We start from the raw sequence: 25,773 nt of genomic DNA on the forward strand, positions 1-25,773 counted from the left end.
CAAACAGTGCGCGGTTTCGTTCCCGTTTCAGGCGACGGCCGGTCTGGTTACGCCAGGTTCAAGGCGAGGTCAGCGGCGCTGGCGCTCCGCGCGGGCCACCAGCAGGTCGACGAGCAGGTCGGCGTCACGGGTGACATCGGCATGCATCGAGGACTCGGCCCGCTCCTGGTCGCCGGCCAGGATCGCCTCGGCGATCTCCTGGTGGTGCTTCCACGACTGGCCCGAGCGCTCCTCGAGCTGCATCTCGAAGACCCAGCGCACCTGCATCCGCAGCGACCGGGTCATCTTGGCGAGCTCGTCGTTGCCGGAGGCGATCCCGACAGCGTCGTGGAACCGCGCGATCAGCTCCGGCAGCGCGGTGTAGTCGCCGGTGGCGGTCGCCCGGGTGCCGAGCTCGAGCACCTCGGTGAGCTCCTCGCCCTGGTCGCCGCCGCGGCGCCGGGCCGCGAGCCCGGCCGCGAGGACCTCGAGGTTCTCCCGGATGACCATGAGCTGCCGGGTCCGCTGTGCCGAAGGGAACGCCACCGTCGCGCCGCGTCGCGGGACGGTGTCGACGAACCCCTCCTGGGCCAGCACGTGCAGGGCCTCCCGCGCAGGGACGCGGGAGACGCCGTACTCCGTGGCGAGCGCCTGCTCACGCAGCCGGTCGCCGGGAGCCAGCTCGCCGGCCATGATCTTGCGACGGATGTCGCGCGCGACCACCTCGCGCAGCGGCTGCCGGGTGGCCGGGTCCGGCGCCACGTCGTCCATCAACCGATCCAGCTCGAGATCGGGTGGATCGCGAAGTAGACGGCGAACATGGCCGCGACCAGCCACATCAGCGGATGCACCTTCTTGGCGTTGCCGCGGACGACCTGGATGAGCACGTAGGCCAGGAAGCCGGCGCCGATGCCGACCGAGATCGAGTAGGTGAACGGCATCAGCGCGATCGTCAGGAACGCCGGGATGGCGATGTCCGGGTCGGCCCAGTTGATGTCCTTGACCTGCTGCATCATCAGGAAGCCGACCAGCACCAGGGCCGGCACCGCCGCCTCCGACGGGATCACCGTGACCAGCGGAGCCAGGAAGGTGGTGAGCAGGAAGAGCACGCCGGTGACGACCGCGGCCAGACCGGTGCGGGCGCCCTCGCCGACGCCGGAGGCGGACTCGACGTAGGAGGTGTTGGAGGAGACACCGCCGGCGCCGCCCGCGGCGGCGGCCAGCGAGTCGACGACCAGGATCGAGCGCGTACGCGGCGGGGTTCCGTCCTTGCGCAGCAGCCCGGCCTCGGAGCCGATCGCGGTCATCGTGCCCATGGTGTCGAAGAAGTCGGCGAGCATGAGCGTGAAGATCAGCAGCACCGCGGTCACGATGCCGACGCTCTCGAAGGAGCCGAGCAGATTGAACTCGCCCAGCGTCGCGAACGTGGGCCAGTCGACGATCTTGTCAGGCATGGCCGGCACGTTGAGTGCCCAGCCGGTCGGGTTCTCGGCGCTGCCCTTGCCGGGCCCCGCGATCGCCTCGACGACGATGGCGAGCACCGTGGTCGCCGCGATCGAGATCAGGATCGCGCCCCGTACCTTGCGCACCCACAGGGTGATGACCAGGACCATGCCGATCACGAAGACCAGCACCGGCCAGCCCGCGAGCTGCCCGGTCGGCCCGAGCTGCACCGGGACGGTGGTGTTCGCGGCGTCGGGGATGCGGCGTACGAACCCGGCGTCGACGAAGGCGATCACCGCGATGAACATGCCGATGCCGACCGAGATCGCGGTCTTGAGCTCGCGTGGCACCGCATGGAAGACGGCCTCCCGGAACCCGGTCAGGACCAGCACGAGGATCACCAGACCCTCGATCACCACCAGCCCCATCGCGTCGGCCCAGGTCATCTGGCCGGCGATCGAGAACGCCACGAACGCGTTGAGCCCGAGCCCGGTCGCCAGGGCGAGCGGGTAGTTGGCGACGACGCCCATCAGGATCGTCATCACGCCCGCCACCAGCGCGGTCCCGGCCGCGATCGCGGCGAGGTTGTCGCCGCTGGTTCCGCCGAGGAGGTCGCCGTTCACGTCCTCCGCGAACCCGAGGATCAGCGGGTTCAGCGCGACGATGTAGGCCATCGTGAAGAACGTGACCACGCCACCGCGGACCTCGCGCCCGACCGTGGAGCCACGGGCGCTGATCTGGAAGAACCGGTCAAGAGCGTTGGTACGTGCCGGGGTCGAGATGCTCACCGCCGCATCTTCGCAGATTGCGTCGGTCAGTTGGTCGGGCGCATCAGCGCGCGGTACATCTGTCGAGGAGTAGGTGGTTCCGGAAGCGGATGCGCGGCCTCGGCGGCGAATGCCTGGATGAGATAGCCGACCAACCGCTTCCAGGCGTCCGGAGCGGCGTTGCGCGTCGCGGTGACCACTCCCGCGTTGGCCATCAGGATGAGTGGCACGTCCTGGTGGGCGAAGTCCTGCCGGAGCCTTCCGCTCGCCTTGGCGCGATCCAGCAGTACGCCGAGCGCCTCGGCGGCGCGCTTGCGGTCATCCTCGAGTGCCTTCGCGGTGGGGAAGGTGAGGGTGAGCACGTCGGCGAACCCCCGGTCGTCGGCCTGCATCCGGCACACCCGCTCGATGTAGCCGCAGAACCCCTGCCACGGATCCGGGTTGGCCAGCGCCTCGTCGGTCGCGGCGACGTAGGCAGCCATCCTGTCGGCGAACACTGCGCCGACCAGGTCGTCGCGGGTGGGGAAGCGGCGGAAGAGCGTCGCCACCCCGACGCCGGCGCGACGGGCGATCTCGTTGGTCGAGGCATCCAGGCCCTGCTCGGCGAAGAGCTCGCGCGCGGCGTCGAGCACCCGCTCGCGGTTCCTCTCGGCATCTGCGCGCATGTCGGCATCCTATCCATTGATGTGGAATAGATGTTCCACTTGCCCTTGTTAGGGTCCATGAAACGGAATGCCCGCTCCACTAATACGACTCTGAGAGAAGAACCATGAACGTGTTCCTGTGGATCCTGCAGGGCCTGCTGGCCGCGATGTTCCTGATGGCCGGCGTGATGAAGGCGATCCAGCCGAAGGAGGAGATCGCCGAGAAGCTGCCGTGGGCCGAGGACTACTCCGCCGGCACCGTGCGCTTCATCGGCATCGTGGAGCTGCTGGCCGCGGTCGGCCTGATCCTGCCTGCTGCCCTCGGCATCCTGCCCGTTCTGACCCCGCTCGCCGCGACCGGTCTGGCCGTCGTGATGGTGCTCGCCATGAACGCCCACCGCCGCCGCAACGAGCCGGGCGCGATCGCCTTCAATGCCGCGATCCTCGTCGTCGCGGTCGTCGTCGCGTGGGGCCGCTTCGGGCCGTACGCCTTCTGATCTGCCAGAGGAGAGATGACCCCGTGAACATCACCGTCTTCGGCGCCACCGGCGCCATCGGCCGGCTCACCGTGGCCGAGCTGCTCGAACGCGGCCACGCTGTGACCGCCTACGCCCGCAACCCTCAGAAGGTCCCCGCGTCCTGGGCCGACGACAACGTACGTGTCGTCATCGGTGGGATGTCCGATGCTGAGGCTGTCGACTCCGCGGCCGCCGGAACCGACGCCGTCGTCTCCACGCTCGGCCCGAGCATGGACCGTAAGGCCGTCGGCACGCTTCTGTCCCCGGTACCGGCTACATCCTCGCCTCGATGAAGGACCACGGCGTGCGCCGCGTCGTCGGTCACGCCACTCCGTCGATCCTCGACCCACAGGAGTCACCGACCGCGGTCACTCGGCTGACCAGCTTCTTGGCTCGGACGTTCCTTCCTCGTGCCTACGAGGAGATGATCGGGATGTCTGACCAGATCAAGGCCTCCGGCCTGGACTGGACGATCATCCGGTTCATCCGGCCGACGGACAAGCCCAAGCAGCCCCGCGTACGTATCGGCTTCTTCGGCATGGACCGGCTCGGCTTCCCCGTCTCCCGCGCGGATATCGCCGCCGTCACCGCCGCCCAGGTCGAGGGCGACATGTACGTCGGTCGTGCCCCCGCGATCAGCAACTGAACTCGCGTGGGTCGCGGCCACACGTCAGTTGATCGTTCGCACCGGGCAGCGCGCGACGCCGGCTTTCGCGATGCGTACGTCGGCGGTGACGAGGGTGAGGTCGTGCGACTCGGCGACGGCTACGTAGCTGGCGTCGTAGGTCGACAGATTGCTGCGCAGTTCCCACATCCGGGGCAGGCAAGGGCCGGTGGGAGCGGTGATCACCGTGATCGCCTGGAGCCATTGCAACGCCCCGTCCGCGTCCTGGCCGGTGAGCTTGCCACCCAGGAGGAGTCCCCGAAAGACACTGAGCACCTCGGTGCGCCAGACCTCTGGGACAACCCATTCGGGGTCGTCGGCGAGTATCCTGGTCGCCGCGTCCACCCGAGAGTCGGTGTCAGGGTCTGCGAAGAGGAGAGCGACTGCTGAGGCGTCGGGGACGATCACGCAGCACCCTCGGCGCGCTCGCCTCGGGCCGTGTCGCGTGCGGCGATCACATCCTCGCTGGTGAACTTCGAATCGCCCCGGCTGGCGACCACGCGGTCGATCAGGGCCTGGTTGTTGGCGAAGGAAGCCTCCCGGAGCACAACGTCACGCAAGTAGGAGTTCAACGACTGGCCGCGGTCCTTCGCGCGCTGGGCGAGGACGTCGCGTACGTCATCGGGGATGTCGCGGATCTGCAGGTACGCCATGCACTCATTATGAGTGCACTATGAGCGCATATCAAGTGTTGCCGTGGTCGGTCGGTCGGGCCGCCGAGAACGGAATGAACGCGCCGCCGAGCAGCGCGAGGGACAAGGCACACGTCGCAAGAACCCGCATGGCGGAGAACGATTCCAGGGGAACGTCCTCCGCCGTGCGGGTTCAGGTGAGAGCGAGTTGAACTCAGGCGGTCCACTCGGGGTAGTCGGTGTACCCGGCCTCGCCGCCGCCGTAGAAGGTCGACAGGTCGGGCTCGTTGAGCGGAAGGCTCTCCGCCAGGCGCCGGGGCAGGTCCGGGTTGGCGATGAACGTACGCCCGAACGCGGCCGCGTCGATGAGGTCTGCCTCGAGCAGACGGGAGGCCTTCTCCGAGGTGTAGGAACCGGCGGCCACGATCGGGGCGGTGTGGGCGGCGCGCAGCTGCTTGCGGTAGTCGTCGGTGAGCTCCGGACCGCCGGCCCAGTCGGGCTCGGACAGGTGCAGGAACGCGATGCCACGCTTGCCGATCTCGGCCGCCAGGTAGAGCCCCATCTCGGCGCCCTCGGGGTCCTCGAGTCCGTTGAAGGAGCCGATCGGGGAGATCCGTATGGCGACGTGCTCGGCGTCCCACTCGGCGATGACCGCGTCCAGCACCTCGAGGGTGAGCCGGGCGCGATTGGCCAGCGAGCCGCCGTAGGAGTCGGTGCGCTCGTTGCTGCTCGAGCTGGAGAACTGATGCAGCAGGTAGCCGTGGGCGGCGTGGATCTCGACGAGGTCGAAGCCGGCCTCGCGGGCATTGCGGGTGGCGCGGCGGTAGTCGTCGATCAGATCCGCGATCTCGGAGGTCTCCAGGGCGCGGGGCGTGGGGCAGTTGACCCGGATCGGGGTGCCGTCCTCGCCGCGTACGGTCGTGCGGTTGCGGTAGGGGATTGCGGAGGCGCTGACCGGGAGGTCACCGTCGTGGAAGGACTCGTGGGAGACGCGGCCCGTGTGCCACAGCTGTGCCGCGATCCGGCCGCCGGCCTCGTGGACGATGTCGGTGACGTGCCGCCAGCCCTCGACCTGCTCGGCCGAGTAGATGCCCGGGGTGTCCATGTAGCCCTTGCCCTGGGGCGAGATCTGGGTGCCCTCGGAGATGATCAGCCCGGCGGAGGCACGCTGCCGGTAGTAGTCGGCCATCAGCGGGTTGGGTACGTCGCCGGGCCGGCTGGCACGCATCCGGGTCAGTGGCGCCATCAGGACGCGGTTGGGGAGGGTTGTCGAACCCAGGCTCAGCTGCGAGAAGAGTGAAGTCACATCGCCCCTAACTGAGCGGTTGCTCATATTGTTCCCGACGATGCCGGAGTGGCCGAGCCGGCGATCACCAGCGCCCCCATGACGCCCGCGTGGTCGCCGAGCTCGCTGGGCACGACGTCGAGCGCGGCAGCGGTGTCGGGCTGGGTGAAGCGGTCGATCGAATCCTTGATGCCGAGGACGAAGGACTCCGACTGGCGCATCGTGTCGCCCACCACGATCAGCGCCGGGTTGAGGTGGTTGCAGAGGTCGGCCAGCACCCGGCCGACCGCGCGACCGGCGTCGTCGAGGATCCGGTTGACCCGGATGTCGCCCTCCTGGGCGAGCTCGAGCAGGCGCTCGACGGTGAGCGTCTCGTCGTAGGCGGGCTGCAGCAGCTCGACCAGCCGGGACCCGCCGAAGGCCTTCTCCAGGCAGCCGCGGTTGCCGCACCGACAGATCGGGCCGTTGTCCTCGAAACGGACGTGGCCGATCTCGCCGGCGATCCCGGTGATCCCTCGGTAGAGCTTGCCGGCGAGGACCAGGCCGGCGCCGATACCGCTGGACGCCTTGACGTAGATGACGTCGTCGACCTCGCGCGCGGCGCCGTACTCGAGCTCGGCGAGCGCGCCGAGGTTGGCGTCGTTCTCGATCTGGACGGGCAGGCCGATGCGGCGGGCGAGCTCCTCGCCCGGAGCAAGGTCCATCCAGTTCCCGAGGATGGGGGAGACGACGATGCCGCTGTGCGGGTCGACGGGGCCGGGGATCCCCATGCCGACGCCGAGGACGCGGTCCTTCCTCGGGTCGATGCCCACCTCGGCCAGGCACTCGCGCACGAGCGCCGCGGCGCGATCGATGGTCTCGACCGCGGAGTTGTCGACATCGAGCCGGATCTCGTGGTCGATGAGCGGCTTCGCGGTGAGGTCGGCCACCGCGACCCGGACGTGGCGATGGCCGATGTCGACGCCGATGAGCGTGCCGGGGGAGCCGCTGATGGTGAGGAGCGACGGCGGTCGTCCGCCGCCCCGGGCGAGCGCGGCGCCGGTGGTCTCGACGATCTGCTCGGAGGCCAGCAGCTCCTGGACGATGCTCGACACGGTGCTGCGGGAGAGTCCGGTCCGCTGGGCGAGCTCGGCGCGGCTGACCGGCGCCGACCGTCCCAGCAGGTCCAGAACCTGGGAACGATTGGCGACGCGCAGCCGCGATTCCGGAGTGGTCATGGGCGTGACTGTAGGTGATTCTGTCGATTTGCGACAGATCTCAGGTTGAAAACGTCCTGCGTTATGCGTTGACTGAACAGAACGGAGAGGCGTACGTTTTCCCGGCACGCGACCGCGAGTGACCCAGATCACACACCGACGTGGCGGTCGCGCAACCGGAGGATCAAAGATGAACGCAACGCGTAAGGCCCTGGCCGCCGGCCTGGCCGCCCTGAGCCTGCTGGCGGTCTCCGCCTGCGGCAGCGACAACGAGAGCGGCAGCACCGATGAGGTGGAGGTCTTCACCTGGTGGGCCGAGGGCAGTGAGAAGGCCGGGCTCGACGCCTTGGTCAAGGTGTTCGACGAGCAGAACCCCGACCAGAAGTTCGTCAACGGCGCCGTCGCCGGTGGCGCCGGCAGCGACGCCAAGAACGTGCTCCAGTCTCGCCTGCAGAACGGTGAGCCGCCGGCCACGTTCCAGGCGCACGCGGGTGCCGAGCTGACCGACTACATCAACGCCGGCCAGATCGAGGACCTCACCGATCTCTACGAGGAGAAGGGCTGGAACGAGCAGTTCCCCGAGGGCCTGCTCGAGCGCCTGACCCAGGACGGCGGCATCTACTCCGTCCCCTCGAACATCCACCGCGCCAACGTGCTCTGGGCCAACCCGGCCGTCCTGGAGAAGGCCGGCATCGAGGCCAACAAGACCTACGACTCGCTCGACGCGTGGATCGCCGACCTGAAGAAGATCAAGGCCAAGGGCATCATCCCGCTCTCGATCGCGACCGACTGGACCCAGGTCCACCTGCTCGAGACCGTGCTCCTCGCCGATCTGGGCGCCGAGGCGTACAACGGTCTGTGGGACGGCACGACCGACTGGGGCGGCAGCGAGGTCGAGGCCGCGCTGGCGGACTACAACACGCTCCTCTCGCTGACCAACACCGACCGCCAGGGTCTCGACTGGCCGGACGCGACCCAGCTGGTGATCGACGGCGAGGCCGCGTTCAACGTCATGGGTGACTGGGCCGAGGCCGCCTTCCAGGAGCAGAAGAAGACGCTCGGCACCGATTACACCGCGGTTCCCGTCCCGGGCACCGAGGGCGTCTTCGACTTCCTGGCCGACTCGTTCACCATGCCGGTGGACGGCCCCAACCCCGAGGGCACCGAGGCGTGGCTCGACACCATCGCCAGCGACGAGGGCCAGGTGGCCTTCAACAAGGCGAAGGGCTCGATCCCGGCCAGCACCACGGCCGACACCGCGGACTTCGGTGAGTACCAGCAGACCGCGATCAAGTCGTGGGGTGAGGACGAGATCGTGTCCTCGCTCGCCCACGGTGCCGCGACCTCGGTCAACTGGCTGACCGACGTCACCGCCGCCGTCGCGAAGTTCGGCAGCAACAAGGACGTCGCCGAGCTCCAGGAGGGCCTCGTCGAGGCCGCCGAGGACAACAAGCCCGAGTGACCGGGCTCTCCCGAGCCTGACGAGATCATCTGGTCCGAGGGGCTGCGGCCGCACCAGCTGCCGCGGCCCCTCGGCCGCCCTTTGTGAAAGGACGGACACATGTCCTCCACGGTGCCCAGCGCCGTCAAGCGGCCACGACGGCCCAAAGGCCGCATCGGCGGCCACGGGTGGGTCGCACCCGTACTCCTGATCCTGCCGACGGTCATCGTCATCGGTGTCTTCGTCTACGGCCTGATCGGGTCCAACATCAACACGTCCCTGCAGGACCGCCACAACATCGGGCCTTCCCAGGGTTTCGCCGGTCTGGACAACTATCGCGACCTGTTCGCCGACGACGACTTCATCTACTCGCTGCGCAACCTGCTGCTCTACACCGCGACGTTCCTCGTCGGCACCCTGTGCCTGGGGTTCCTGTGGGCGTGGCTGCTCGAGCGCAAGGCTCGCGGCGAGTCGCTGTTCCGGGCCATCTACCTGTTCCCGATGGCGGTCTCGTTCGTCGCCTCGGGCGTGGTCTGGCGCTGGCTGCTCAACAACGCCGAGGGTGACCGTGCCTCCGGCCTGAACCGGCTCTTCGAGACCCTCCACCTCGACTTCCTGCAGAACCCGTGGTGGACCCACGAGCGGTGGGGCATCCTCGCGATCGCGGTTCCCGCGATCTGGCAGCTCAGCGGCTACGTGATGGCGCTCTTCCTGGCCGGCTTCCGCGGCATTCCCGAGGAGCTGCGCGAGGCGGCCCGGATGGACGGCGCCTCGGAGTGGCAGCTCTACCGCCACGTCATCTTCCCGCAGCTGAGCCCGGTCGCCCTCTCGGCGATCATCATCATCGGCCACATGTCGCTGAAGGTCTTCGACCTGATCATGGCCATCGCGGGCCAGACCAACTACACGACCCAGGTGCCGGCCACCCAGATGTGGATCGAGTTCACCCGCGGCGACTACGCGAAGTCGGCCGCCATCGGCACGATCCTGCTGGTGATCGTGGCCATCCTGATCGTTCCCTACCTCGTCTCGACCTACCGTCAGGAGCGCCGCCGATGACTACTGATGCCATCCCGGCAGCCGTCGTGACCAAGATCCCGGGCGAGCGTTCGCGCGGGATCTGGCGCGCCGTCAAGTACGTCCTGCTGATCACCTTCGCGCTGATCGTCCTGCTCCCGGCGTACGTGCTGCTCGTCACCAGCTTCAAGGGGCTCGGCGACGCGACCCCCGCCAACGCCTGGAAGCTTCCCGAGTCCTGGGAGACGGCCGGCTGGGCGCGCGCCTGGGAGCAGCTCGGGCCGGCCCTGGGACGTACCTTCGCCATGGTCATCCCGGCCTCGATCATCTCCTCGGTGCTCGGCTCGATGAACGGGTTCGTGCTCTCGAAGTGGCGCTTCCCGGGTGCCGACGTGGTGTTCACGCTGATCCTGTTCGGGATGTTCATCCCCTACCAGGCCGTGATGGTGCCGCTGGTCCAGCTGATGAGCAACCTCGGCGTCCCCTCGGGCGTCCCGAGCCTGATCGTGCTGCACGTGGTCTACGGCCTGCCGATCACCACGCTGATCTTCCGCAACTACTACGCGGGGGTCCCGGTCGAGCTCGTCGAGGCGGCTCGGGTCGACGGCGCCGGCATGCTCCGGACGTACGGCTCGATCATCCTGCCGATCTCCGCGCCGGCGTTCGTGGTGGTGCTGATGTGGCAGTTCACCTCGGCGTGGAACGACTACCTGTTCGCGCTCTTCTTCTCCACCTCGCAGAACGGGCCGGTCACCATCGCGCTCAACTTCCTGGCGAGCGGTCAGCTGCAGGACTACTCCGCCAGCATGGCGGGCGCGCTGATCGCGTCCGTCCCGACCCTGATCATCTACATCCTGCTCGGCCGCTACTTCGTGGGCGGGCTGATGGCAGGCTCGGTCAAGGGATGATCGATACGGACGCCGAGTGCCGCCGGCTGGCCGGGTTCGCCCGGCCGTCGGCGGCCTCGCCGGCCGGGTTCTGGTGGTTGGACGAGTCGGGTCTCCCGGACCCGGCCGAGCCTGTGCACACCTGGATCACCGCCCGGATGACCCATGTCTTCGCCCTTGCCCACCTGCGCGGGGACGTCGACGACGCCGCCGCCCTCGCCGCCCACGGGATCCGGGCGCTGTCGGGTGCGCTGCGCGACGACGAGCTCGGTGGCTGGTACGCCTCGGTCTCGGCCCAGGGCGAGCCGGTCGGCACCCTCAAGGAGGCCTACGCCCACGCCTTCGTGATCCTGGCCGCGAGCAGCGGCGTCGCGGCGGGTGTGCCCGGTGCGGACGCGCTGCTCGACGAGGCGCTCGGGGTGATGCAGCAGCACTTCCTCGACGACTCAGGCCGGGTGGTCGACAGCCTCGAGCGCGACCTTCGTTCGGGGGAGGCCTACCGGGGCGCCAACTCCAGCATGCACACCGTGGAGGCGTTCCTGGCCGCGGGCGACGTCACCGGCGACGCGGCCTGGCACCAGCGGGCGCTCGCGATCGCCGAGCACCTGATCCACGGGGTCGCCCGCTCCCACGGCTACGACCTGCCCGAGCACTTCGACCTCTCCTGGTCGCCGCTGCCGGACTACAACGCCGACCGTCCCGGCGACCCGTTCCGCCCCTACGGCTGCACGCCCGGGCATCTGCTGGAGTGGTCGCGGCTGCTCCTGCACCTGGACGCCAGCCTGCCGGACGCGCCGTCCTGGCTGGTCGAGGATGCGCGGGCGCTCTTCGAGCGCGCGGTCGAGGTCGGCTGGGTCGACTCCGGCGCCGGCCCCGGCTTCGTCTACACGACCTCGTGGGACGGAACGCCGGTCACCCGGCTGCGCCTGCACTGGGTGGCCGCGGAGGCGCTCGCCGCCGCCGGCGCCCTGCACACCCGCACCGGCGAGGCGGCCTATGACGAGTGGTGTGGGCGGTTCGAGGCGTACATCGAGGCCCACCTGATCGACCGCGAGCTCGGCAGCTGGCACCACGAGCTGGACGAGCACAACCGTCCCTCGCACGTGATCTGGCACGGCAAGCCCGACGTCTACCACGCCTACCAGGCGCTGTTGCTCGCCCGCCTGCCGCTGGCGCCGGTGCTGTCGGTGCGGCTGGCCAGGCCCTAGGGTCAGGCGGCCTGGAACGAGCGGCGGGACAGGCCCAGGCCGTAGCCGTCCAGGGTCGTGGTCACCGGAGCTGCCGGGTTCGTGGCCGCGCCCAGGGTGACGAAGAGCGGGGTGAAGTGCTCGACGGTCGGGTGGGCGTACGGCATGCCGGGGGCGGCGGTGCGGAACCTGGCCAGCTCGGCGACGTCGCCGCGGTCGAGGGCTTCGGCGGCCCAGGAGTCGAAGTCGGAGGACCAGCCGGCGGGCTTGTTCTCGGTCATCATCTCGCGGGTGATGAAGGGCAGCCCGTGGGTCATGTGGCCCGAGCCGACCACGAGCACGCCCTCCTCGCGCAGCGGCCGGAGGCGCTCGCCGAGGGCGAGCAGCTTGTCGGGGTCCTCGGTGGGCAGCGAGAGCTGCACGACCGGGATGTCGGCGGCCGGGTACATGATCTTCAGCGGCACCCAGGCGCCGTGGTCGAGGCCGCGGCGGGTGTGCTGGTGGGCGGTCTCGGCGTCGGGCATCAGCGCCGCGGTGGTGCGGGCGAGCTCGCTCGCGTCCGGGGTGTCGTAGCGCACCGAGTGGTAGATCGGGTCGAAGCCGCCGAAGTCGTAGACCAGCTCGTCGGGGCGGGTCGCGCTGATCGAGAGCGGCGCCGACTCCCAGTGGGCGGAGATGACCAGGATGGCCTTCGGCCGGGGCAGCGACCGTGCCCAGGCGTGCAGCGGATCGAGCCACTCCGGGCTCTGCAGCGGCAGCGGGCCACCGCCGTGGGACAGGTAGAGGCTGGGCAGCGGCCCGTCCGCCGGCGTCCAGACGTGATGCGGATCGGCCGCCTCGCGTGCCTGGACCGCCCGCAGGTGCTGGGCGAACGGATGCGTCTGCGGAAGGCGGGCGTCCGCGGCGGCGGTCGTGCTCTCGGGTGCGGTGGTCATGGCGGTCTCCTGCGGTTCGGCCCAATAGTTGTTGCTTGAACTAACTCTAGGGGAGCGTTGTTTGTTCCGGGCAACTTTCTACGGCACACTCCCTGGCGTGGAGGGCAACTGGCTGTCGCCGGCGGAGCGGGTGGCATGGGTACGCCTCATCGCCGTGCTCGAGCTGCTCCCGGGGGCTCTCGACTCCCAGCTGCGCCGCGATGCCGGCCTGACCCATTTCGACTACGGCGTGCTGGCCATGCTCTCCGAGGTGCCCGACCGGACCCTGCGGATGACCGAGCTGGCCGGCTACACCAACTCGACGCTGCCGCGGCTGTCCAACGTCGTCAAGCGCCTGGGCGACCGCGGCCTCATCGAACGCCACACCTGCCCGGGCGACCGCCGCGCGACCAACGTACGTCTCACCGAGGCGGGCCACGAGAAGATGGTCGCCTCCGCTCCCGGTCACGTGGATGCCGTGCGCGAGTACGTCTTCGACTCGCTGAGTCCTGAGCAGGTGGGCCAGCTGGCCGATATCGCCGGGACCATCCTCGATCGGCTGGATCCGACCGGCGCGAGGAGACCGCCCATCGACCCCGAGGCGGGTTGAGGATCCGCCGGGGGGATGGCGTCCGGGCGCCGGATCGGTTTAGGTTACCCTAACCTTTGTGAACCGTCGTTTCCGCATGGCCCCGCTCGCGGCCGCCGCAGCCTCCGCCGCCCTCGTGCTCACCGCTTGCGGCGCCTCGACCGACGCCTCCGAGGGAGAGGGCGGCAGCGGCTCCGGCTTCGTCCACGAGGACGCTCGGGGAAAGACGGTCGAGATCGACGGCACCCCGGAGACCGTGGTCGCCCAGGCGAGTGCCGCGGCGGCGCTGTGGGACAACGGCTACGAGGTGGCCGGCGTCTACGGCGACCTACCCGAGCCGCCGAACTACCTGACCGGCAGCCTCGACGTCTCGAGGACGAAGGTCCTCGGCAAGGCCTGGGGTGAGTTCAATGTCGAGGAGTACGCGGCGATGAACCCCGATCTGCTGATCGACATGACCTTCGACGGAAAGACCCTCTGGTACGCCGGCGAGGTCGAGGAGCAGGTCGACAAGCTCGCTCCCACGCTCGCCATGCGGCTGACCGGGCTCTCGGTGACCGAGCAGATCGAGGCGTTCCACGCGCTGGCCGAGGACCTCGGGGCCGAGCCGGAGGTCGAGGAGGCCAAGGCCGAGTTCGAGGACGCCGTCGCGCGGATCAAGGCGGCGGTGAAGAAGAACCCCGACCTCACCGTGGTCGCGGCGTCGACCTACGGCGAGGAGATCTACTTCGCCCACGCGCCCGAGCACCCCGACCTCGCCTACCTCGCCGAGCTCGGTGTGAAGTTCCCGAAGGTGAGCCCCGACGAGCAGGGCATCTTCGAGCCGGTCAGCCTTGAGAACATCAGCAAGTACCACGCCGACGTGCTCCTGGTCGACGCTCGGGACCCGGGTGGCCTCGAGGAGCTGAAGACGAAGGACATCTTCAAGCGGCTGCCCGCCGTCGCCGGTGGCCAGCAGGACCTCTGGTACCCGGCCGCGCCCTACAGCTACCAGGCCTACGCCGAGGTCTTCAGCGGCTACGCCGACCAGCTCGAGGCCGCCCAGGTCCTCGAGCAGGGCTGACGGGCACGACGTGCGTCTCAGTGACCTCGCCTCGGGCGAGGCCGTCACGGCGCGCGCGGACCACACCAGGGTCCAGGTCCCGCGCGGACCTGCGCCCGTCGCCCTGCGGGTGACGGCGGCGGTCGTGGACCTCGCCCTGGTCGCCCTGCCGCTGGTCGTCGGTGCGCTGGTCGTGCACTCGCTGCGTGACGCGAACGGCGGCGGCACCGTGGACCGGGTCGTCTTCGGCGGTTTCGCGCTCGCCGTCGCGGCAGCCGTCCTCGTGTGGAACCGCGGGTTCGCCCAGGGCCGGCGGGGAGCCTCGACCGGCATGACCTGGCTCGGGTTGATCGCCCGGGGCCACGACGGCCGCCCGCTCGGCGTACGCCGGAGCCTCCTGTTCGCTCCTCGACAGGTCGTGCGCCGGATCACGGCCACGGACGAGGGTTTCGCCGAGATCGCGGTCGACCTCACCCCGGCGAAGCTGCGTCTGCGCCGGGTCTTTGGTCTCTTCGCGCTGCTGGTGATCCTGGCGGTCCTGCTCCTGGCGAGCATCGCCGTCGGTTCTCGGCCGCTGAGCTTCGGCGAGATCTGGCACGGTCTCCTCCCGCCCTTCGGCACGACGCCGACCGAGGCCGACCTGATCGTCCGCGACCTGCGTACGCCCCGGACCCTTCTCGGCCTCGTCACCGGCATCGCGCTCGGCCTCGCCGGCGGGCTCATCCAGGGGCACACCCGCAACCCGCTCGCCGACCCGGGCATCCTCGGAGTCAGCGCGGGCGCCGCCTGCGCGGTGGTCCTGGCGATCACGTTCCTGGGGGTGACGAGCCCGGTCGGCTACATCTGGTTCGCGCTCGCGGGGGCGCTGATCACCAGCCTCGCCGTCTTCGGGCTCTCGGCGGTCGGGAACGGCAGTCCCTCACCGGTCTCGCTCGTCCTCGGCGGCGCCGCGGTGGCGGCCTTCCTCTCCGCCATCACCTCCGCCGTGGTGCTCCTCGACCAGACCACCCTCGATGCCTACCGCTTCTGGATCGTCGGCTCGGTCGCCGGACGAGGGCTCGAGATCCTGGTGCCGCTGCTGCCGTTCTTCGCCCTCGGCTTTGTGCTCGCCATGGTCAACGCGCCCGGGCTCAACGTGCTCAGCCTCGGCGAAGAGGTCGCCCGCTCGCTCGGCACCAACGTCGCGCTGAACCGCACCCTCGGGATCACCGCGATCACCCTGCTCGCCGGTGCGGCCACCGCGGCCTGTGGGCCGATCGCGTTCATCGGCCTCGCCGTACCCCACATCGCCCGGGCGTTCACGGGGCCGGACTATCGGTGGCTGCTGCCGTGCTCAGCCCTGATCGGCGCCATCATGCTCATCATCTGCGACATCCTCGGCCGGGTGGCCGCGCGCCCCGGGGAGCTCCAGGTCGGCATCGTCCTCGCCCTGGTGGGCGCGCCGTTCTTCATCGCTCTCGTACGCCGCCGGAAGCTGGTGACCCTGTGACGACGCTCGTGCCCGGGCGCCCGCGCTTCGGGTGGGGGCCGGTGACGATGGTCTGGCGACCCCGCCTGGTCGCTGTCAACGTCGGCCTCCTCGTGCTGGTCTTCTTGCTGGTGTGCCTCAACGTCGGCCAGGGCGACTACCCGATCAGCCTGCCCGACACGGCCGAGGTGATCCTCGGCGGTGGCAACGACGCCGAGCGCTTCATCGTCTGGGAGCTGCGCCTGCCGCGCTCCGTGGTCGGCCTCCTCGTGGGCGCCGGCTTCGCGATGTCGGGGGCGATCTGGCAGTCGATCACCCGAAACCCGCTGGCGAGCCCGGACCTGCTCGGCATCACCGCCGGCGCCAGTGCCGGTGCGGTCGCGGTGATCGTCTTCGGTGGCACCGCCTTCCTGGGCACCACCATCGGGGTGCCGGCCGCGGCCATGGCGGGTGGTCTGGTGACCGGGGCGGTGATCTACCTGCTCGCCTGGCGCCGGGGGATCGAAGGCTTCCGGCTGGTCCTGATCGGGGTGGCCGTCAACGGCATCCTGCTCGCGCTGACCAACTGGATGCTCGTCATCGGCGAGATCTGGGACGCCCAGGAGGCGACCGTCTGGCTCAACGGGTCGCTCAACGGCAGAAGCTGGGACGACGCCGTGCCCGCCGCCGTCGCGGTCGGGGCCATCGGCACGGTCGCTCTGGCCTCGACCTTCCAGCTCTCCGCGCTCAAGCTGGGCGACGACACCGCCCGCGCCCTCGGCGTACGGGTGCAGCTCAGCCAGTCGGTCCTGCTGATCGCCTCGGTCCTGCTCGCCGCCATGTGCGTCACCGCCGCCGGCCCGATCGGGTTCGTCGCCTTCGTCGCACCCCAGGTCGCGCTGCGCATCGCCCGCACCCCTGGACCGCCGCTGCTCGCCTCGGCGCTCACCGGTGCCGCCCTGGTCGTCGGCAGCGACTACGTCGCGCGTGTGCTCCTGCCCGTCGAGCTCCCGGTCGGGATCGTCACCACTGCCATCGGAGGGCCCTTCCTCATGTATCTGATCATTCGCACCAACCGGAGGCTGTCGCGATGAGCGAGCACGAGATCACCGCGGAGGACCTGGTGCTCGCCTACGGCGACCGGATCGTCGCCGACGGGCTCACCACCGAGATCCCGTCGGGCAAGGTCACCACGATCATCGGCCCCAACGGGTGCGGCAAGTCGACCTTCCTGCGTGCCGTTGCTCGGCTGCTGAAGCCCCGGTCGGGCCAGGTGCTGCTCGACGGCAAGGCGATCACCTCGATGCGCACCCGCGAGGTCGCGAAGGTGCTCGGCATGCTGCCGCAGTCGCCCACCGCCCCCGAAGGCCTCACCGTCGCCGACCTGGTGGCCAAGGGGCGTCACCCACACCAGTCGTGGCTGCGCCAGTGGTCCAGCGACGACGAGACCGAGGTCGAGGCGGCGCTTCGGCTGACCGGGATGCAGGAGCTCGCCGCCCGCCCGGTGGACGAGCTCTCCGGCGGGCAGCGCCAGCGGGCGTGGATCTCGATGGCGCTGGCGCAGGAGACGGACATCCTGCTGCTCGACGAGCCGACCACGTACCTCGATCTGGCTCATCAGGTCGAGGTGCTCGACCTCGTCGACAAGCTCCACGCCGACCTGGAGCGCACCGTCGTCATGGTCCTCCACGACCTCAACCTGGCGGTCCGCTACAGCGATCACCTGATCGTCATGCGTGAGGGGCGCATCGTCACCTCCGGCCGGCCGGACGAGCTGATCACCGCAGAGCTGCTCCGCGACGTCTTCGGGCTCGACAGCCAGGTGCTCGCCGACCCCGTCTCGGGCCGCCCGATGATCGTCCCGATCGGTGTACGCCGCGCCGCGCCCAGCGTCCAGCACTGAACGTGCCCCGGAAGACCGGGGAACGCCATGATGAAAGGAAACCACGTGCGCAAGCACCTGCCCGGCGTCGCCGCCATGCTCGCCGCCGCACTCGTCCTCACCGCCTGTGGCGGCAGCTCGTCGGGCTCGGAGGCCACCGCCGAGACCCGCGAGGTCAAGCACGCCAAGGGCGTGGCCGAGGTGCCCGTGGCCCCGAAGCGGGTCGTGGTCCTGGACACCGGAGAGCTCGACGACGCGCTCGCGCTCGGCGTGAAGCCGGTCGGTGCCGTACGCGTCGACGGTGCCACCGACTTCCTCAGCTATCTCGGCGACCAGACCGAGGGGATCGAGGAGGTGGGCACCATCTCCGAGCCCAACCTCGAGAAGATCGCGGCCCTCGACCCCGACCTCATCCTGTCCAGCACGGTCCGTCACGAGGCGATCTACGAGCAGCTGAACGCGATCGCCCCGACCGTGCTCGCGCCCGACCTCGGCGACACCTGGAAGGACAACTTCCTGCTGTACGCCGACGCGCTCAACAAGACCGATGAGGCGAAGAAGATGCTCGCTGAGTTCGAGAGCGACGCCGCCGCGCTCGGCGAGACCGTCGGCACAGGCGAGACCCTGTCGATCGTCCGGTTCCTCCCCGGCCAGATCCGGCTCTACTCCGACAAGTCCTTCTCCGGCGTCATCCTCGACGACATGGGCCTGACCGTCCCAGCGCAGGCGGTGGGCGAGGACACCTACCTCGAGATCTCGCCCGAGCAGGTCACCACCGCCCAGGCCGACCACCTCTACGTCAGCACGTACGGGCCGGAGGGCGACACCGACAAGGCCAAGGTGCTCGGCGGGCCGCTGTGGCAACGGATCCCCGCGGTCGAGTCCGGTCAGGTCCACGACATCAACGACGACCTGCTCAGCGGCATCGGCATCCAGGCCGCCCAGCAGATCCTCGCCCAGTTCGAGAAGGAGCTCGGCTGAGTCCATGCGGTTCGACGAACGCTATGTCGCCCGGGTCACCCTAGATCCCCGCCATGACACCGGGCGGTATCCGTTCACCCTGCCGGTCGTCCGCGAGCTGGCCGGCGGGGACGGGATCGACTTCGACGAGCGGGTCACGTTCCTCGTCGGCGACAACGGAACCGGGAAGTCGACGATCATCGAGGCGATCGCGGTCGCGTCGGGGTTCAATGCCGAGGGCGGCTCCACCTCGTTCCGGTTCGCCACCCGCGCGAGCGAGTCTTCCCTCGCCGACTACATCATGATCCAGCGCGGGCTCAAGCGGCCGCGCACCGGCTACTTCCTGCGCGCGGAGTCGTTCTACAACGTCGCCACCGAGATCGAGCGCCTCGACCTGGACACCTCGGACGCCTACGGCGGGGTCTCGCTGCACGAGCGCTCCCATGGGGAGTCGTTCCTCGACCTGGTGATGCACCGGTTCGGGCCCGGCGGGCTCTACATCCTCGACGAACCCGAGGCTGCGCTCTCGGTCAAGGGCTGCCTGGCGCTGGTCGCGCGCATCATCGAGCTCGCCGACGAGAGATCCCAGTTCATCATCGCAACCCACTCTCCGGTCCTGCTCTCGGTGCCTGGGGCCAGGATCCTGCAGTTCGACGAGGACGGGCGTATCGGGCAGGTCGCTTATGACGACGCCGAGCCGGTCAATCTGACCCGTCGGTTCCTCTCGAACCCGGCTCGGTATCTGCGGTACGTCTTGGAGGACTGAGGGCATTTGTGTTCGGCTTCCAGCGCGGGTGGGGCCAATACGTTGTCTGGGTTGGGAGATTTAGAAGCAGGGTGCCTGGGCTGGGTGCCATGTGGCTGTCTTGCGGGCTTCCAGCAGCGGTCTGGCTTTGGGATTGGGATATCTGTCCCTGAATGGGTTTCGAGCTATTCCCGTGGCTTTGGCTTGCATCGTGTGGTAGGCTCGGCGCAGGAGTAAACGTGAAGGCCGACCACCTCGAAAGAGGCGTGCCCTATCCATCCGAGACACAACGGGTGTGGGGTAATCCAGGGGAACCAGGGGCGTGAACGCCGAGCTGCGAGGGTAAGTAATAGCCCGTACTGCCGGGCCTCCGAGACCAGCGAACCAACCGGGATTCTGCACAGGCAGAAACCCTTGAGTTCGTACGTCGGGAGGTGACCGTGATGGCCACGCTGCAGCAGCCCCAACATCCTGTGCTGGGGGCCGTGGTCGCGATCACTGCCGCGCTTGATGGGGTTGCGGGGGCGAATCCGTCGTTCATGGCCACCGACCAGAAGGCCGCCACCCTGCTCGAGATCGCCCGGGCCAAGGCCCAGCTGGCCGAGCTCGAGCTGCGGGTGCTCGCCGCCGCCGATGATGTAGCCGCCGAGAGTGCGGCGCGCGATGTCGCGGCGTGGCTGTATCACCACACCCACCAGCGCCCCGAGACCCTGCGCGCCGACCTCCGCCTGGCCCAGGCACTCGACCGGACCTACCACCAGGTCGCGGCCGCGATGCGCGCCGGCGACTGCAATCCGGCCCAGGCCCAGGTGATCGTCAACGCCCTCGACGACCTCCCCGCTGATCTCGACCCCGAGATCAAGACCAAGGCGGAGGAGACCCTGGTCGGCCATGCGACCCGGTTCGACCCCACCCAGCTGCACCGCCTGGGCCGCCGGATCCTCGACGTCATCGCCCCCGAGATCGCCGAAGCCGAAGAAGCCAAACGGCTCGCCGCCGAGGAGGCCCACGCCCGGAAGAAGACCCGCCTGGCCATGCGCCGGCTCGGGGACGGCACCACCCGCATCTCCGCTGTGGTCCCTGAGGCGGCCGCCGACCGGCTCGCGACGAATCTCGAAGCGTTCTCCTCGCCCAGGCGTGATGACGGGACGAGGACCGACACTGGCGAGTTCCTGCCCTACGACCGCCGCCTGGGCCGTGCGTTCTGCCAGATGCTCGAGACTCTCGACCCCTCCAGGCTGCCCATCCACGGTGGGGACGCCACCACCGTGATCGTCACGATCGACCTCGACCAGCTCCGCAAGGAAGCCGGCATCGGCCAGGTCGTTGGCGGCAGCCCGATCACCGCCGCCGAGGCACGGCGGCTGGCCTGCACCGCCAACATCATCCCCGCCGTCCTCGGCAGTGACTCCGAGGTCCTCGACCTGGGCCGCAAGGAACGCTTCTTCACCGCCGCCCAACGCCGCGCCCTCCTCCTCCGGTCATCCACCTGTGAGGCCGAGGGTTGTGACATCCCGGGCACCTGGGCCGAGGCCCACCACTGGATCGCCTGGGCGCTCGGCGGCCCAACCGATCTCGACAACGCCGCCCTCCTTTGCAGTCATCACCACCACCGCGCCCACGACGCCGCGTACCTCCATGAACGCCTCCCCAGCGGCGACATCCGCTTCACCAGACGCACATGAGCCGAGATCGCGGTGATGTCTTCGGGCAGTGTCCGGGGGATCTCGAGTCCCGAGTCGGTCAGGCCCTGGGGCTGCCGGTCATACGTGTCTCTGTGTGATGGCCGCTTTCGCCCCGGGGCTGTGAACGACGTTTTCAGCGATCGCGCTGCTCTGTGTTCCTGCGGTGCCCAGCACCGCGGTTGCGGATGACCCAGTCATCGCCGACGCCACCCGAGGTGGCTTGGAGGACCCGCGCGACCGGAGCCGTTGGACGGCGTTGCTCACGGCGCCGGCTCTACCGATGCTGCACCTTTCAGGGCGAGCGTTGACGAATGCGGTCCCTGGACATCACGGCTAGTGGGCGTCGTGTTCCCGGTGGACCGAGGCCTCGCCGTCGAGCTCGAGGACGATCACGGTGCACAGCGGGTCGAGATCGTCGTCGGTGGTGAAGACGTACTCCCAGCCGGGGACGTCGTGGAGCCCGCCGATGCGCTGATGGTCGAGCTCGGTGCCGCTCCCGAGGACGTACGCCTTGAGGACCTGGTTGCGCAGGCCGCGGACCACGACATAGTCGTTGGGCCGGTCGAGGACGTAGAGGAACAGGGTCCGACCGTCGGCCGAGACGGCTGTCGGGCCGTAGAAGTGACCGTGCGGCAGGCCGCGCTGGATGCCACGGACGGCGGGGGAGTGGCGGGATACCCAGTCGCCGAGCGCCTCGAGGCGCTCGGTCTGCTCGGGGGTGATGGTGCCGTCCTCGCGCGGCCCGACGTCGAGGAGCAGGTTGCCGCCACCGCCGATGGTCTCGACGAAGGTGCGTACGAGCTGGCGTGGTGACTTGTGGTTGTCGTCGTGCGGCTGCCAGCCCCAGGAGTCGTTGATGGTCAGGCAGAGCTCCCACGGACCGTCGGGTGGCACGATCGGAACGCCCTGTTCCGGGGTCACGTAGTCGCCGTGGCCGTGCATCCGGCCGTTGACGACCATCTCGGGCGCGAGCTCGCGCAGCTCCGCACGCAGCTCCCGCATCCGCCACTGCCGCTCGTCGCGCTCCCACTCGCCGTCGAACCAGAGCAGATCCGGTTGGTAGCGGGTCACCACCTCCCGGAGCTGGGCGCGGTGGAACTCCAGGAAGCGCTCCCAGCGCTAGGGCTCCTCGTCGCCCGGGCGCGGGACGGCGTACGGGTTGTCCTGGACCACGGGATGCTGGACGACCGGCCGCACCGTCGCGTAGTCCGGGTGGGACCAGTCGAGGTGGGAGAAGTAGAGGCCGACCTTCAGTCCCCGGCGGCGTACGGCCTCGACGAACTCGGCGACGAGATCACGGCCGGCCGGAGCCCGCCGGACCACGGAGAGGTCGTTGGCGGCGGTGTCGTAGAGGGCGACCCCGTCGTGGTGCTTGGCCGTGAGCACGGCGTACGTCGCGCCCGCCCGCTCGAAGAGCTCGGCCCAGGCGTCGGCATCGAACTTCGAGGCGGTGAAGCCGTCGAGCTGGGCCATGTAGTCGGCGTAGGGGACCCGGCCGTCGTAGAACGACCAGGACTCGGCGACGCCGTCGACGCTGTAGATGCCCCAATGGACGAAGATGCCCAGCTGGGCCTCGGGGAACCAGGACGTGATCGGCATTCCCGCTACCCCTCGTGCCCGGTGACGGCGGCGCGGGTGTGTGCGAGGGCGTGCTCGCGCAGGGTGGTGCCACCGCCGGTGACGATGCCGATGCTGAAGCCGTCCCACATCGCCCGCAGTCGCTCGGAGACGGCTTCACGCTCGGACACCTCGGGGAGCGCCGCGGCGAACAGGCGGACCAGGTCGGCGTGCCACTCGTCGTCCATCGCGCGCTGCGCGGCGGCGAGCTCGGAGTCGTACGGCGCCCGTGCCCACAGCTCGAGCCAGAGGAGCCAGCGCGGGTCGCGCTCGTCGAGGGCGAGGTAGACGTCGGTGAAGGACACCAGCGCGTCGACGCCTCCGGAGCCGTCCTTCTCGGCCTTCTCCAAGATGGGCGCCCGCTGTGCTGCGTACTCGTTCTCGCTCCATCGCAGGGTCTCGAGAAGCAGGCCGTTGCGGGTGCCGAAGTAGTAGAGGAGGTGGCCGCCGCTGGTGCCGAGCCGGGCGGCGAGGGAGGCCATCGTCACCTTGGCGAGCCCCTGCTCGGCGACCATCTCCAGGGTGGTCGCGAGCACCTGCTCGCGCGGTCGTTCCAGGCGTCTGTTGGAGCGTGTGCGCGTCACCTCGACAGTGTCTCCTTGTGCTCGCGGGGTGAAATCTTCGGTCCCACCCCTTGACTCTAGCGGTGATCTGGGTCACTTTGAATGCCGTTCAAAGTTTTGTACAGCGTTCAAAACTCGCTGTACCCTCATCACAAGGAGACCCGCGATGATCGAATCCATGCAGGTGAGCCCGGACGGGGTGAAGCCGGCGCAGGAACGGCGGCGGCTCGCACGGGTGCTCGGACCCGGCGCCGCGGTCCTGCTGGTGCTGTCGTGCATCACGCCCGCCTCGAGCCTGTTCATCATCGTCCCGGAGCTGTTCGCCACGCAGGGGAGCGGCGCGGTGCTGGCCGTCGTCGCGGGCTTCGCGGTCTCGATCGCGATCGCCGCGTGCTACGCCGAGCTCGGCACCCGCACCGCCAGCTCCGGCGGTGAGTACGCGATGGTCACCCAGACCCTCGGCAAGTCGATGGGCTGGCTGACGTTCTCCCTGGCCGGCGTCCTGCTCTGGCTGATCCCGCCGATCTTCGCCCTCGGCACCGCCGACTACCTGGCCGACCTCGTGGAGCTGCCGCGGGCCGCGACCGGCGCGATCGTGATGCTCCTCTCGACCGCCACGGCGATCCTCAACATCAAGGCCAATGCCGTCGTCACCGGCACCTTCCTCGCCCTCGAGATGATCGCCGCCGCCGTCGTCGTCGTACTCGGGCTCGGCCACGTCCAGCGCGGCCCCGGCGAGCTGGTCTCGCCGCACGTCATCGGTGAGAACGGCCTGGAGCCCTTCACCCTGGCGATCCTCATCTCCGGTCTCGCCGTGAGCACGTTCCTGGTCAGCGGCTTCGGCACCACCGTCTACCTCTCCGAGGAGATCGTCGACCCGCGTCGCAACGTCGCCCGCGTCATCTTCTGGACGCTCGGCCTGGGTGGCCTCGTCATCCTCATCCCGACCGTGACCACGGTCCTCGCGGTCGACGACCTCAGCGACCTCGCCTCGGGCAACTTCTCCCAGTGGGTCGCCGCCTGGGGCGGAGAGCGGGTCGCGGTCGCCGTGAACGTCGCGATCGCCATCGCGATCCTCAACGCCGTCATCGTGATGGTGCTGCAGAACGCCCGGGTCGTGTACGCCTCAGCCCGCGACCGCTCCTGGCCGGCACCGGTCAACGGCGTTCTCACCAAGCTGCACCCTCGATACGCCACCCCGTGGCTGGCCACGCTCGTCATCGGCATCCCCGGCGCGATCCTCGCCGGCGCCGTCGAGATCGAGGCCCTGCTCGGGGTGACCTCGGTGGTCATCTCCACGATGTACGTCGTCGTGGCGATCGCCGCGCTCCGCGCCCGTCGCCAGGGGCCCGCTGCCCAGGGTTGGCGGATGCCGCTGTGGCCGCTGCCGCCGCTGGTCGTCATCGGCGCGATCGGCTACGCCCTGGCCGGCTCCGCGCGGACGGACATCCTGATCACGGCCGGTGTCGTGGCCGCCGCCCTCGCCTACTACTACGTCTACCTCGCCCGCCGTCCCGGCGAGCGGTTCCTGGTCGTCGACCCGACCGAGGATTAGAGACATCCACCCATCACGAGAATCGAACGAGAGAAGAACGCCATGGCTCGCTACGGAACCCAGTTCGGCCCCGACATCACCTTCCTGGGTGTCGACCGGTGTGACTGGGCCGACCCCGCGACGTACGAGGGGGCCGATGTGGTCATCCTCGGTGCCCCCTTCGACGGAGGTACGTCGCACCGGTCGGGCACCCGGTTCGGCCCGCAGTTCATCCGGCAGACCTGTTACCTGCCCCACGACGGGTCGCGGCCCTCGCTCGCGATGCGCGTCGACGCGCTGCGGGACCTACGTGTGCTGGACGCGGGTGACGTGGAGATGTACTCCGGCGACGCCGAGCGGTCGGTGCGCGACCTGCAGGAGGCCGTGCACGCCGTGACGAGCAACGGCGCCATTCCGCTGGTCCTGGGCGGGGACCACACGATCGCCTGGCCCGACGCCGCCGGCGTCGCCCAGCACCTCGGTCAGGGACGCGTCTCGATGATCCACTTCGACGCCCATGCCGACACCGGCGACATCGAGTTCGGCTCGCTCATCGGGCACGGCCAGCCGATGCGCCGGCTCATCGAGTCGGGCGCGCTGCGTGGCGACCGGTTCCTGCAGATGGGGCTGCGCGGCTACTGGCCCGAGCCCGAGACGCTGGACTGGATGGCCGAGCAGGGCATGCGCTCGTACGAGATGACCGAGATCGTGCACCGCGGCCTGGAGGAATGCCTGACCGAGGCCTTCACCATCGCCACGGACGAGTGCGACGGGGTCTTCCTCTCGGTCGACATCGACGTCTGCGACCCGGGGCATGCCCCCGGCACCGGTACCCCGGAGCCGGGCGGCCTGACCGCCCGCGAGCTGCTCGACTCGGTCCGCCGGATCGCCTACGAGCTGCCGGTCGTCGGCATCGACGTCGTCGAGGTCTCCCCGCCCTACGACCACGCCGACATCACCTCGTTCCTCGCCAACCGGGTCGTCCTCGAGGCGCTCTCCGGCATCGCCCGCCGCAAGCGCGACGAGGCCGACGGGACCCGCTGGGACCCGAGCCTTCCGCTGCTCGCCCAGCGCCCCGACCAGCGCCCCGACCAGCGTCCCGGCCAGAGGCCCACCGACAAACAGGAGAACTGAC

General features: G+C 69.5%; 26 protein-coding genes and 1 pseudogene. 17 read left to right on the forward strand and 10 right to left on the reverse strand.

Annotated features, from left to right (window positions below):
- Positions 1–69: 69 nt before the first annotated feature.
- From ACFWQC_RS02425 to ACFWQC_RS02435, 3 genes are read right to left on the reverse strand one after another with little or no spacing between them, the layout of a single operon-like run.
- Positions 70–750 (reverse strand): GntR family transcriptional regulator, encoded by a 681-nt coding sequence (locus ACFWQC_RS02425; RefSeq protein ID WP_378672558.1) that lies wholly within the window; start codon positions 748–750, stop codon positions 70–72.
- A complete protein-coding gene (locus tag ACFWQC_RS02430; RefSeq protein ID WP_378672561.1) occupies positions 750–2,210 on the reverse strand; it encodes an NCS2 family permease in 1,461 nt (486 codons plus the stop codon). The genes ACFWQC_RS02425 and ACFWQC_RS02430 overlap by 1 nt, the downstream gene beginning before the upstream one ends.
- Positions 2,211–2,236: 26 nt before the next feature.
- Positions 2,237–2,854, reverse strand: coding sequence for a TetR/AcrR family transcriptional regulator (locus tag ACFWQC_RS02435; protein WP_378672563.1), 618 nt, complete (start codon positions 2,852–2,854; stop codon positions 2,237–2,239).
- A gap of 104 nt (positions 2,855–2,958) precedes the next feature.
- On the opposite strand from ACFWQC_RS02435, the gene ACFWQC_RS02440 reads away from it, so the two are divergent.
- The 3 genes from ACFWQC_RS02440 to ACFWQC_RS02450 are packed head-to-tail and all read left to right on the forward strand — an operon-like array spanning position 2,959 to position 3,997.
- The gene (locus ACFWQC_RS02440) at positions 2,959–3,330 is read left to right on the forward strand and encodes a DoxX family protein (RefSeq protein ID WP_378672566.1); all 372 of its coding nucleotides are present in this window, start codon (positions 2,959–2,961) and stop codon (positions 3,328–3,330) included.
- Positions 3,331–3,353: 23 nt separating this feature from the next.
- Entirely contained in the window at positions 3,354–3,644 is a 291-nt protein-coding gene (locus ACFWQC_RS02445; protein WP_378672569.1) for an NAD(P)-dependent oxidoreductase, read from the forward strand.
- A complete protein-coding gene (locus ACFWQC_RS02450; RefSeq protein WP_378672572.1) occupies positions 3,641–3,997 on the forward strand; it encodes an NAD(P)H-binding protein in 357 nt (118 codons plus the stop codon). Before ACFWQC_RS02445 ends, ACFWQC_RS02450 begins: the two co-directional genes overlap by 4 nt.
- A gap of 24 nt (positions 3,998–4,021) precedes the next feature.
- Here the strand turns inward: ACFWQC_RS02450 and ACFWQC_RS02455 are convergent, their stop codons facing one another.
- The 4 genes from ACFWQC_RS02455 to ACFWQC_RS02470 all read right to left on the reverse strand — a co-directional run bounded on the left by ACFWQC_RS02455 (position 4,022) and on the right by ACFWQC_RS02470 (position 7,149).
- Positions 4,022–4,423, reverse strand: a complete 402-nt coding sequence (locus ACFWQC_RS02455) for a type II toxin-antitoxin system VapC family toxin (RefSeq protein WP_378672575.1) — start codon at positions 4,421–4,423, stop codon at positions 4,022–4,024.
- Entirely contained in the window at positions 4,420–4,668 is a 249-nt protein-coding gene (locus ACFWQC_RS02460) for a hypothetical protein (protein ID WP_378672578.1), read from the reverse strand. The genes ACFWQC_RS02455 and ACFWQC_RS02460 overlap by 4 nt, the downstream gene beginning before the upstream one ends.
- A gap of 193 nt (positions 4,669–4,861) precedes the next feature.
- On the reverse strand, positions 4,862–5,953 hold the full coding sequence (gene nemA / locus ACFWQC_RS02465) for an N-ethylmaleimide reductase (protein WP_378672580.1): 1,092 nt from the start codon (positions 5,951–5,953) through the stop codon (positions 4,862–4,864).
- 23 nt (positions 5,954–5,976) lie between these two features.
- The gene (locus ACFWQC_RS02470) at positions 5,977–7,149 is read right to left on the reverse strand and encodes an ROK family transcriptional regulator (RefSeq protein WP_378672583.1); all 1,173 of its coding nucleotides are present in this window, start codon (positions 7,147–7,149) and stop codon (positions 5,977–5,979) included.
- A gap of 169 nt (positions 7,150–7,318) precedes the next feature.
- Here ACFWQC_RS02470 and ACFWQC_RS02475 point away from each other — a divergent pair, with 169 nt between their 5' ends.
- From ACFWQC_RS02475 to ACFWQC_RS02490, 4 genes are all read left to right on the forward strand, one after another.
- Positions 7,319–8,590 carry an ABC transporter substrate-binding protein gene (locus ACFWQC_RS02475; RefSeq protein WP_378672585.1) on the forward strand — a complete coding sequence of 424 codons (1,272 nt, stop codon included), beginning with the start codon at positions 7,319–7,321 and terminating at the stop codon, positions 8,588–8,590.
- Between the two features lie 99 nt (positions 8,591–8,689).
- Positions 8,690–9,628: a carbohydrate ABC transporter permease gene (locus ACFWQC_RS02480; RefSeq protein ID WP_378672588.1), complete on the forward strand. Its 939-nt coding sequence runs from the start codon at positions 8,690–8,692 to the stop codon at positions 9,626–9,628.
- Complete coding sequence (locus ACFWQC_RS02485; protein ID WP_355019788.1) at positions 9,625–10,494, forward strand: carbohydrate ABC transporter permease; 870 nt, start codon at positions 9,625–9,627, stop codon at positions 10,492–10,494. The genes ACFWQC_RS02480 and ACFWQC_RS02485 overlap by 4 nt, the downstream gene beginning before the upstream one ends.
- A complete protein-coding gene (locus ACFWQC_RS02490; RefSeq protein WP_378672592.1) occupies positions 10,491–11,681 on the forward strand; it encodes an AGE family epimerase/isomerase in 1,191 nt (396 codons plus the stop codon). The genes ACFWQC_RS02485 and ACFWQC_RS02490 overlap by 4 nt, the downstream gene beginning before the upstream one ends.
- Positions 11,682–11,683: 2 nt before the next feature.
- Here the strand turns inward: ACFWQC_RS02490 and ACFWQC_RS02495 are convergent, their stop codons facing one another.
- Complete coding sequence (locus ACFWQC_RS02495; RefSeq protein WP_378672595.1) at positions 11,684–12,595, reverse strand: dioxygenase; 912 nt, start codon at positions 12,593–12,595, stop codon at positions 11,684–11,686.
- Between the two features lie 97 nt (positions 12,596–12,692).
- Between ACFWQC_RS02495 and ACFWQC_RS02500 the strand changes: the two genes are divergently transcribed.
- The 8 genes from ACFWQC_RS02500 to ACFWQC_RS02535 all read left to right on the forward strand — a co-directional run bounded on the left by ACFWQC_RS02500 (position 12,693) and on the right by ACFWQC_RS02535 (position 20,924).
- On the forward strand, positions 12,693–13,184 hold the full coding sequence (locus ACFWQC_RS02500; protein ID WP_378672598.1) for a MarR family winged helix-turn-helix transcriptional regulator: 492 nt from the start codon (positions 12,693–12,695) through the stop codon (positions 13,182–13,184).
- 58 nt (positions 13,185–13,242) lie between these two features.
- Positions 13,243–14,226 carry an ABC transporter substrate-binding protein gene (locus ACFWQC_RS02505; protein WP_378672600.1) on the forward strand — a complete coding sequence of 328 codons (984 nt, stop codon included), beginning with the start codon at positions 13,243–13,245 and terminating at the stop codon, positions 14,224–14,226.
- A 10-nt stretch (positions 14,227–14,236) separates the two neighbouring features.
- Positions 14,237–15,694: a FecCD family ABC transporter permease gene (locus ACFWQC_RS02510; protein ID WP_378672603.1), complete on the forward strand. Its 1,458-nt coding sequence runs from the start codon at positions 14,237–14,239 to the stop codon at positions 15,692–15,694.
- Complete coding sequence (locus tag ACFWQC_RS02515) at positions 15,691–16,746, forward strand: FecCD family ABC transporter permease (protein ID WP_378672606.1); 1,056 nt, start codon at positions 15,691–15,693, stop codon at positions 16,744–16,746. Before ACFWQC_RS02510 ends, ACFWQC_RS02515 begins: the two co-directional genes overlap by 4 nt.
- A complete protein-coding gene (locus ACFWQC_RS02520; protein WP_378672609.1) occupies positions 16,743–17,555 on the forward strand; it encodes an ABC transporter ATP-binding protein in 813 nt (270 codons plus the stop codon). The genes ACFWQC_RS02515 and ACFWQC_RS02520 overlap by 4 nt, the downstream gene beginning before the upstream one ends.
- Before the next feature lie 45 nt (positions 17,556–17,600).
- Positions 17,601–18,515 carry an ABC transporter substrate-binding protein gene (locus tag ACFWQC_RS02525; protein WP_378672611.1) on the forward strand — a complete coding sequence of 305 codons (915 nt, stop codon included), beginning with the start codon at positions 17,601–17,603 and terminating at the stop codon, positions 18,513–18,515.
- Between the two features lie 4 nt (positions 18,516–18,519).
- Positions 18,520–19,260 (forward strand): AAA family ATPase, encoded by a 741-nt coding sequence (locus tag ACFWQC_RS02530; protein WP_378672614.1) that lies wholly within the window; start codon positions 18,520–18,522, stop codon positions 19,258–19,260.
- A gap of 422 nt (positions 19,261–19,682) precedes the next feature.
- The gene (locus tag ACFWQC_RS02535; RefSeq protein ID WP_378672617.1) at positions 19,683–20,924 is read left to right on the forward strand and encodes a DUF222 domain-containing protein; all 1,242 of its coding nucleotides are present in this window, start codon (positions 19,683–19,685) and stop codon (positions 20,922–20,924) included.
- A 333-nt stretch (positions 20,925–21,257) separates the two neighbouring features.
- On the opposite strand, the pseudogene ACFWQC_RS02540 reads toward ACFWQC_RS02535, so the two are convergent.
- Positions 21,258–22,523: pseudogene (locus ACFWQC_RS02540) on the reverse strand (alpha-L-fucosidase).
- Between the two features lie 5 nt (positions 22,524–22,528).
- The gene (locus tag ACFWQC_RS02545; RefSeq protein WP_378672619.1) at positions 22,529–23,125 is read right to left on the reverse strand and encodes a TetR/AcrR family transcriptional regulator; all 597 of its coding nucleotides are present in this window, start codon (positions 23,123–23,125) and stop codon (positions 22,529–22,531) included.
- A 145-nt stretch (positions 23,126–23,270) separates the two neighbouring features.
- Between ACFWQC_RS02545 and ACFWQC_RS02550 the strand changes: the two genes are divergently transcribed.
- On the forward strand, positions 23,271–24,659 hold the full coding sequence (locus tag ACFWQC_RS02550) for an APC family permease (RefSeq protein WP_378672622.1): 1,389 nt from the start codon (positions 23,271–23,273) through the stop codon (positions 24,657–24,659).
- Positions 24,660–24,701: 42 nt separating this feature from the next.
- Complete coding sequence (speB, locus tag ACFWQC_RS02555) at positions 24,702–25,772, forward strand: agmatinase (RefSeq protein WP_378672625.1); 1,071 nt, start codon at positions 24,702–24,704, stop codon at positions 25,770–25,772.
- Position 25,773: the final 1 nt, after the last annotated feature.

It is taken from the genome of Nocardioides sp. NPDC058538 (genome assembly GCF_042719275.1).
GTDB lineage: Bacteria > Actinomycetota > Actinomycetes > Propionibacteriales > Nocardioidaceae > Nocardioides.

Excerpts from the sequence above, each read along its gene's own strand:
- ACFWQC_RS02425 (WP_378672558.1), bottom strand. The coding sequence starts at position 750 with ATGGACGACGTGGCGCCGGACCCGGCCACCCGGCAGCCGCTGCGCGAG.
- ACFWQC_RS02435 (WP_378672563.1), bottom strand. The coding sequence starts at position 2,854 with ATGCGCGCAGATGCCGAGAGGAACCGCGAGCGGGTGCTCGACGCCGCG.
- ACFWQC_RS02440 (WP_378672566.1), top strand. The coding sequence starts at position 2,959 with ATGAACGTGTTCCTGTGGATCCTGCAGGGCCTGCTGGCCGCGATGTTC.
- ACFWQC_RS02450 (WP_378672572.1), top strand. The coding sequence starts at position 3,641 with ATGAAGGACCACGGCGTGCGCCGCGTCGTCGGTCACGCCACTCCGTCG.
- ACFWQC_RS02460 (WP_378672578.1), bottom strand. The coding sequence starts at position 4,668 with ATGGCGTACCTGCAGATCCGCGACATCCCCGATGACGTACGCGACGTC.
- ACFWQC_RS02470 (WP_378672583.1), bottom strand. The coding sequence starts at position 7,149 with ATGACCACTCCGGAATCGCGGCTGCGCGTCGCCAATCGTTCCCAGGTT.
- ACFWQC_RS02475 (WP_378672585.1), top strand. The coding sequence starts at position 7,319 with ATGAACGCAACGCGTAAGGCCCTGGCCGCCGGCCTGGCCGCCCTGAGC.
- ACFWQC_RS02480 (WP_378672588.1), top strand. The coding sequence starts at position 8,690 with ATGTCCTCCACGGTGCCCAGCGCCGTCAAGCGGCCACGACGGCCCAAA.
- ACFWQC_RS02485 (WP_355019788.1), top strand. The coding sequence starts at position 9,625 with ATGACTACTGATGCCATCCCGGCAGCCGTCGTGACCAAGATCCCGGGC.
- ACFWQC_RS02490 (WP_378672592.1), top strand. The coding sequence starts at position 10,491 with ATGATCGATACGGACGCCGAGTGCCGCCGGCTGGCCGGGTTCGCCCGG.
- ACFWQC_RS02495 (WP_378672595.1), bottom strand. The coding sequence starts at position 12,595 with ATGACCACCGCACCCGAGAGCACGACCGCCGCCGCGGACGCCCGCCTT.
- ACFWQC_RS02520 (WP_378672609.1), top strand. The coding sequence starts at position 16,743 with ATGAGCGAGCACGAGATCACCGCGGAGGACCTGGTGCTCGCCTACGGC.
- ACFWQC_RS02530 (WP_378672614.1), top strand. The coding sequence starts at position 18,520 with ATGCGGTTCGACGAACGCTATGTCGCCCGGGTCACCCTAGATCCCCGC.
- ACFWQC_RS02535 (WP_378672617.1), top strand. The coding sequence starts at position 19,683 with ATGGCCACGCTGCAGCAGCCCCAACATCCTGTGCTGGGGGCCGTGGTC.
- ACFWQC_RS02550 (WP_378672622.1), top strand. The coding sequence starts at position 23,271 with ATGATCGAATCCATGCAGGTGAGCCCGGACGGGGTGAAGCCGGCGCAG.
- speB (WP_378672625.1), top strand. The coding sequence starts at position 24,702 with ATGGCTCGCTACGGAACCCAGTTCGGCCCCGACATCACCTTCCTGGGT.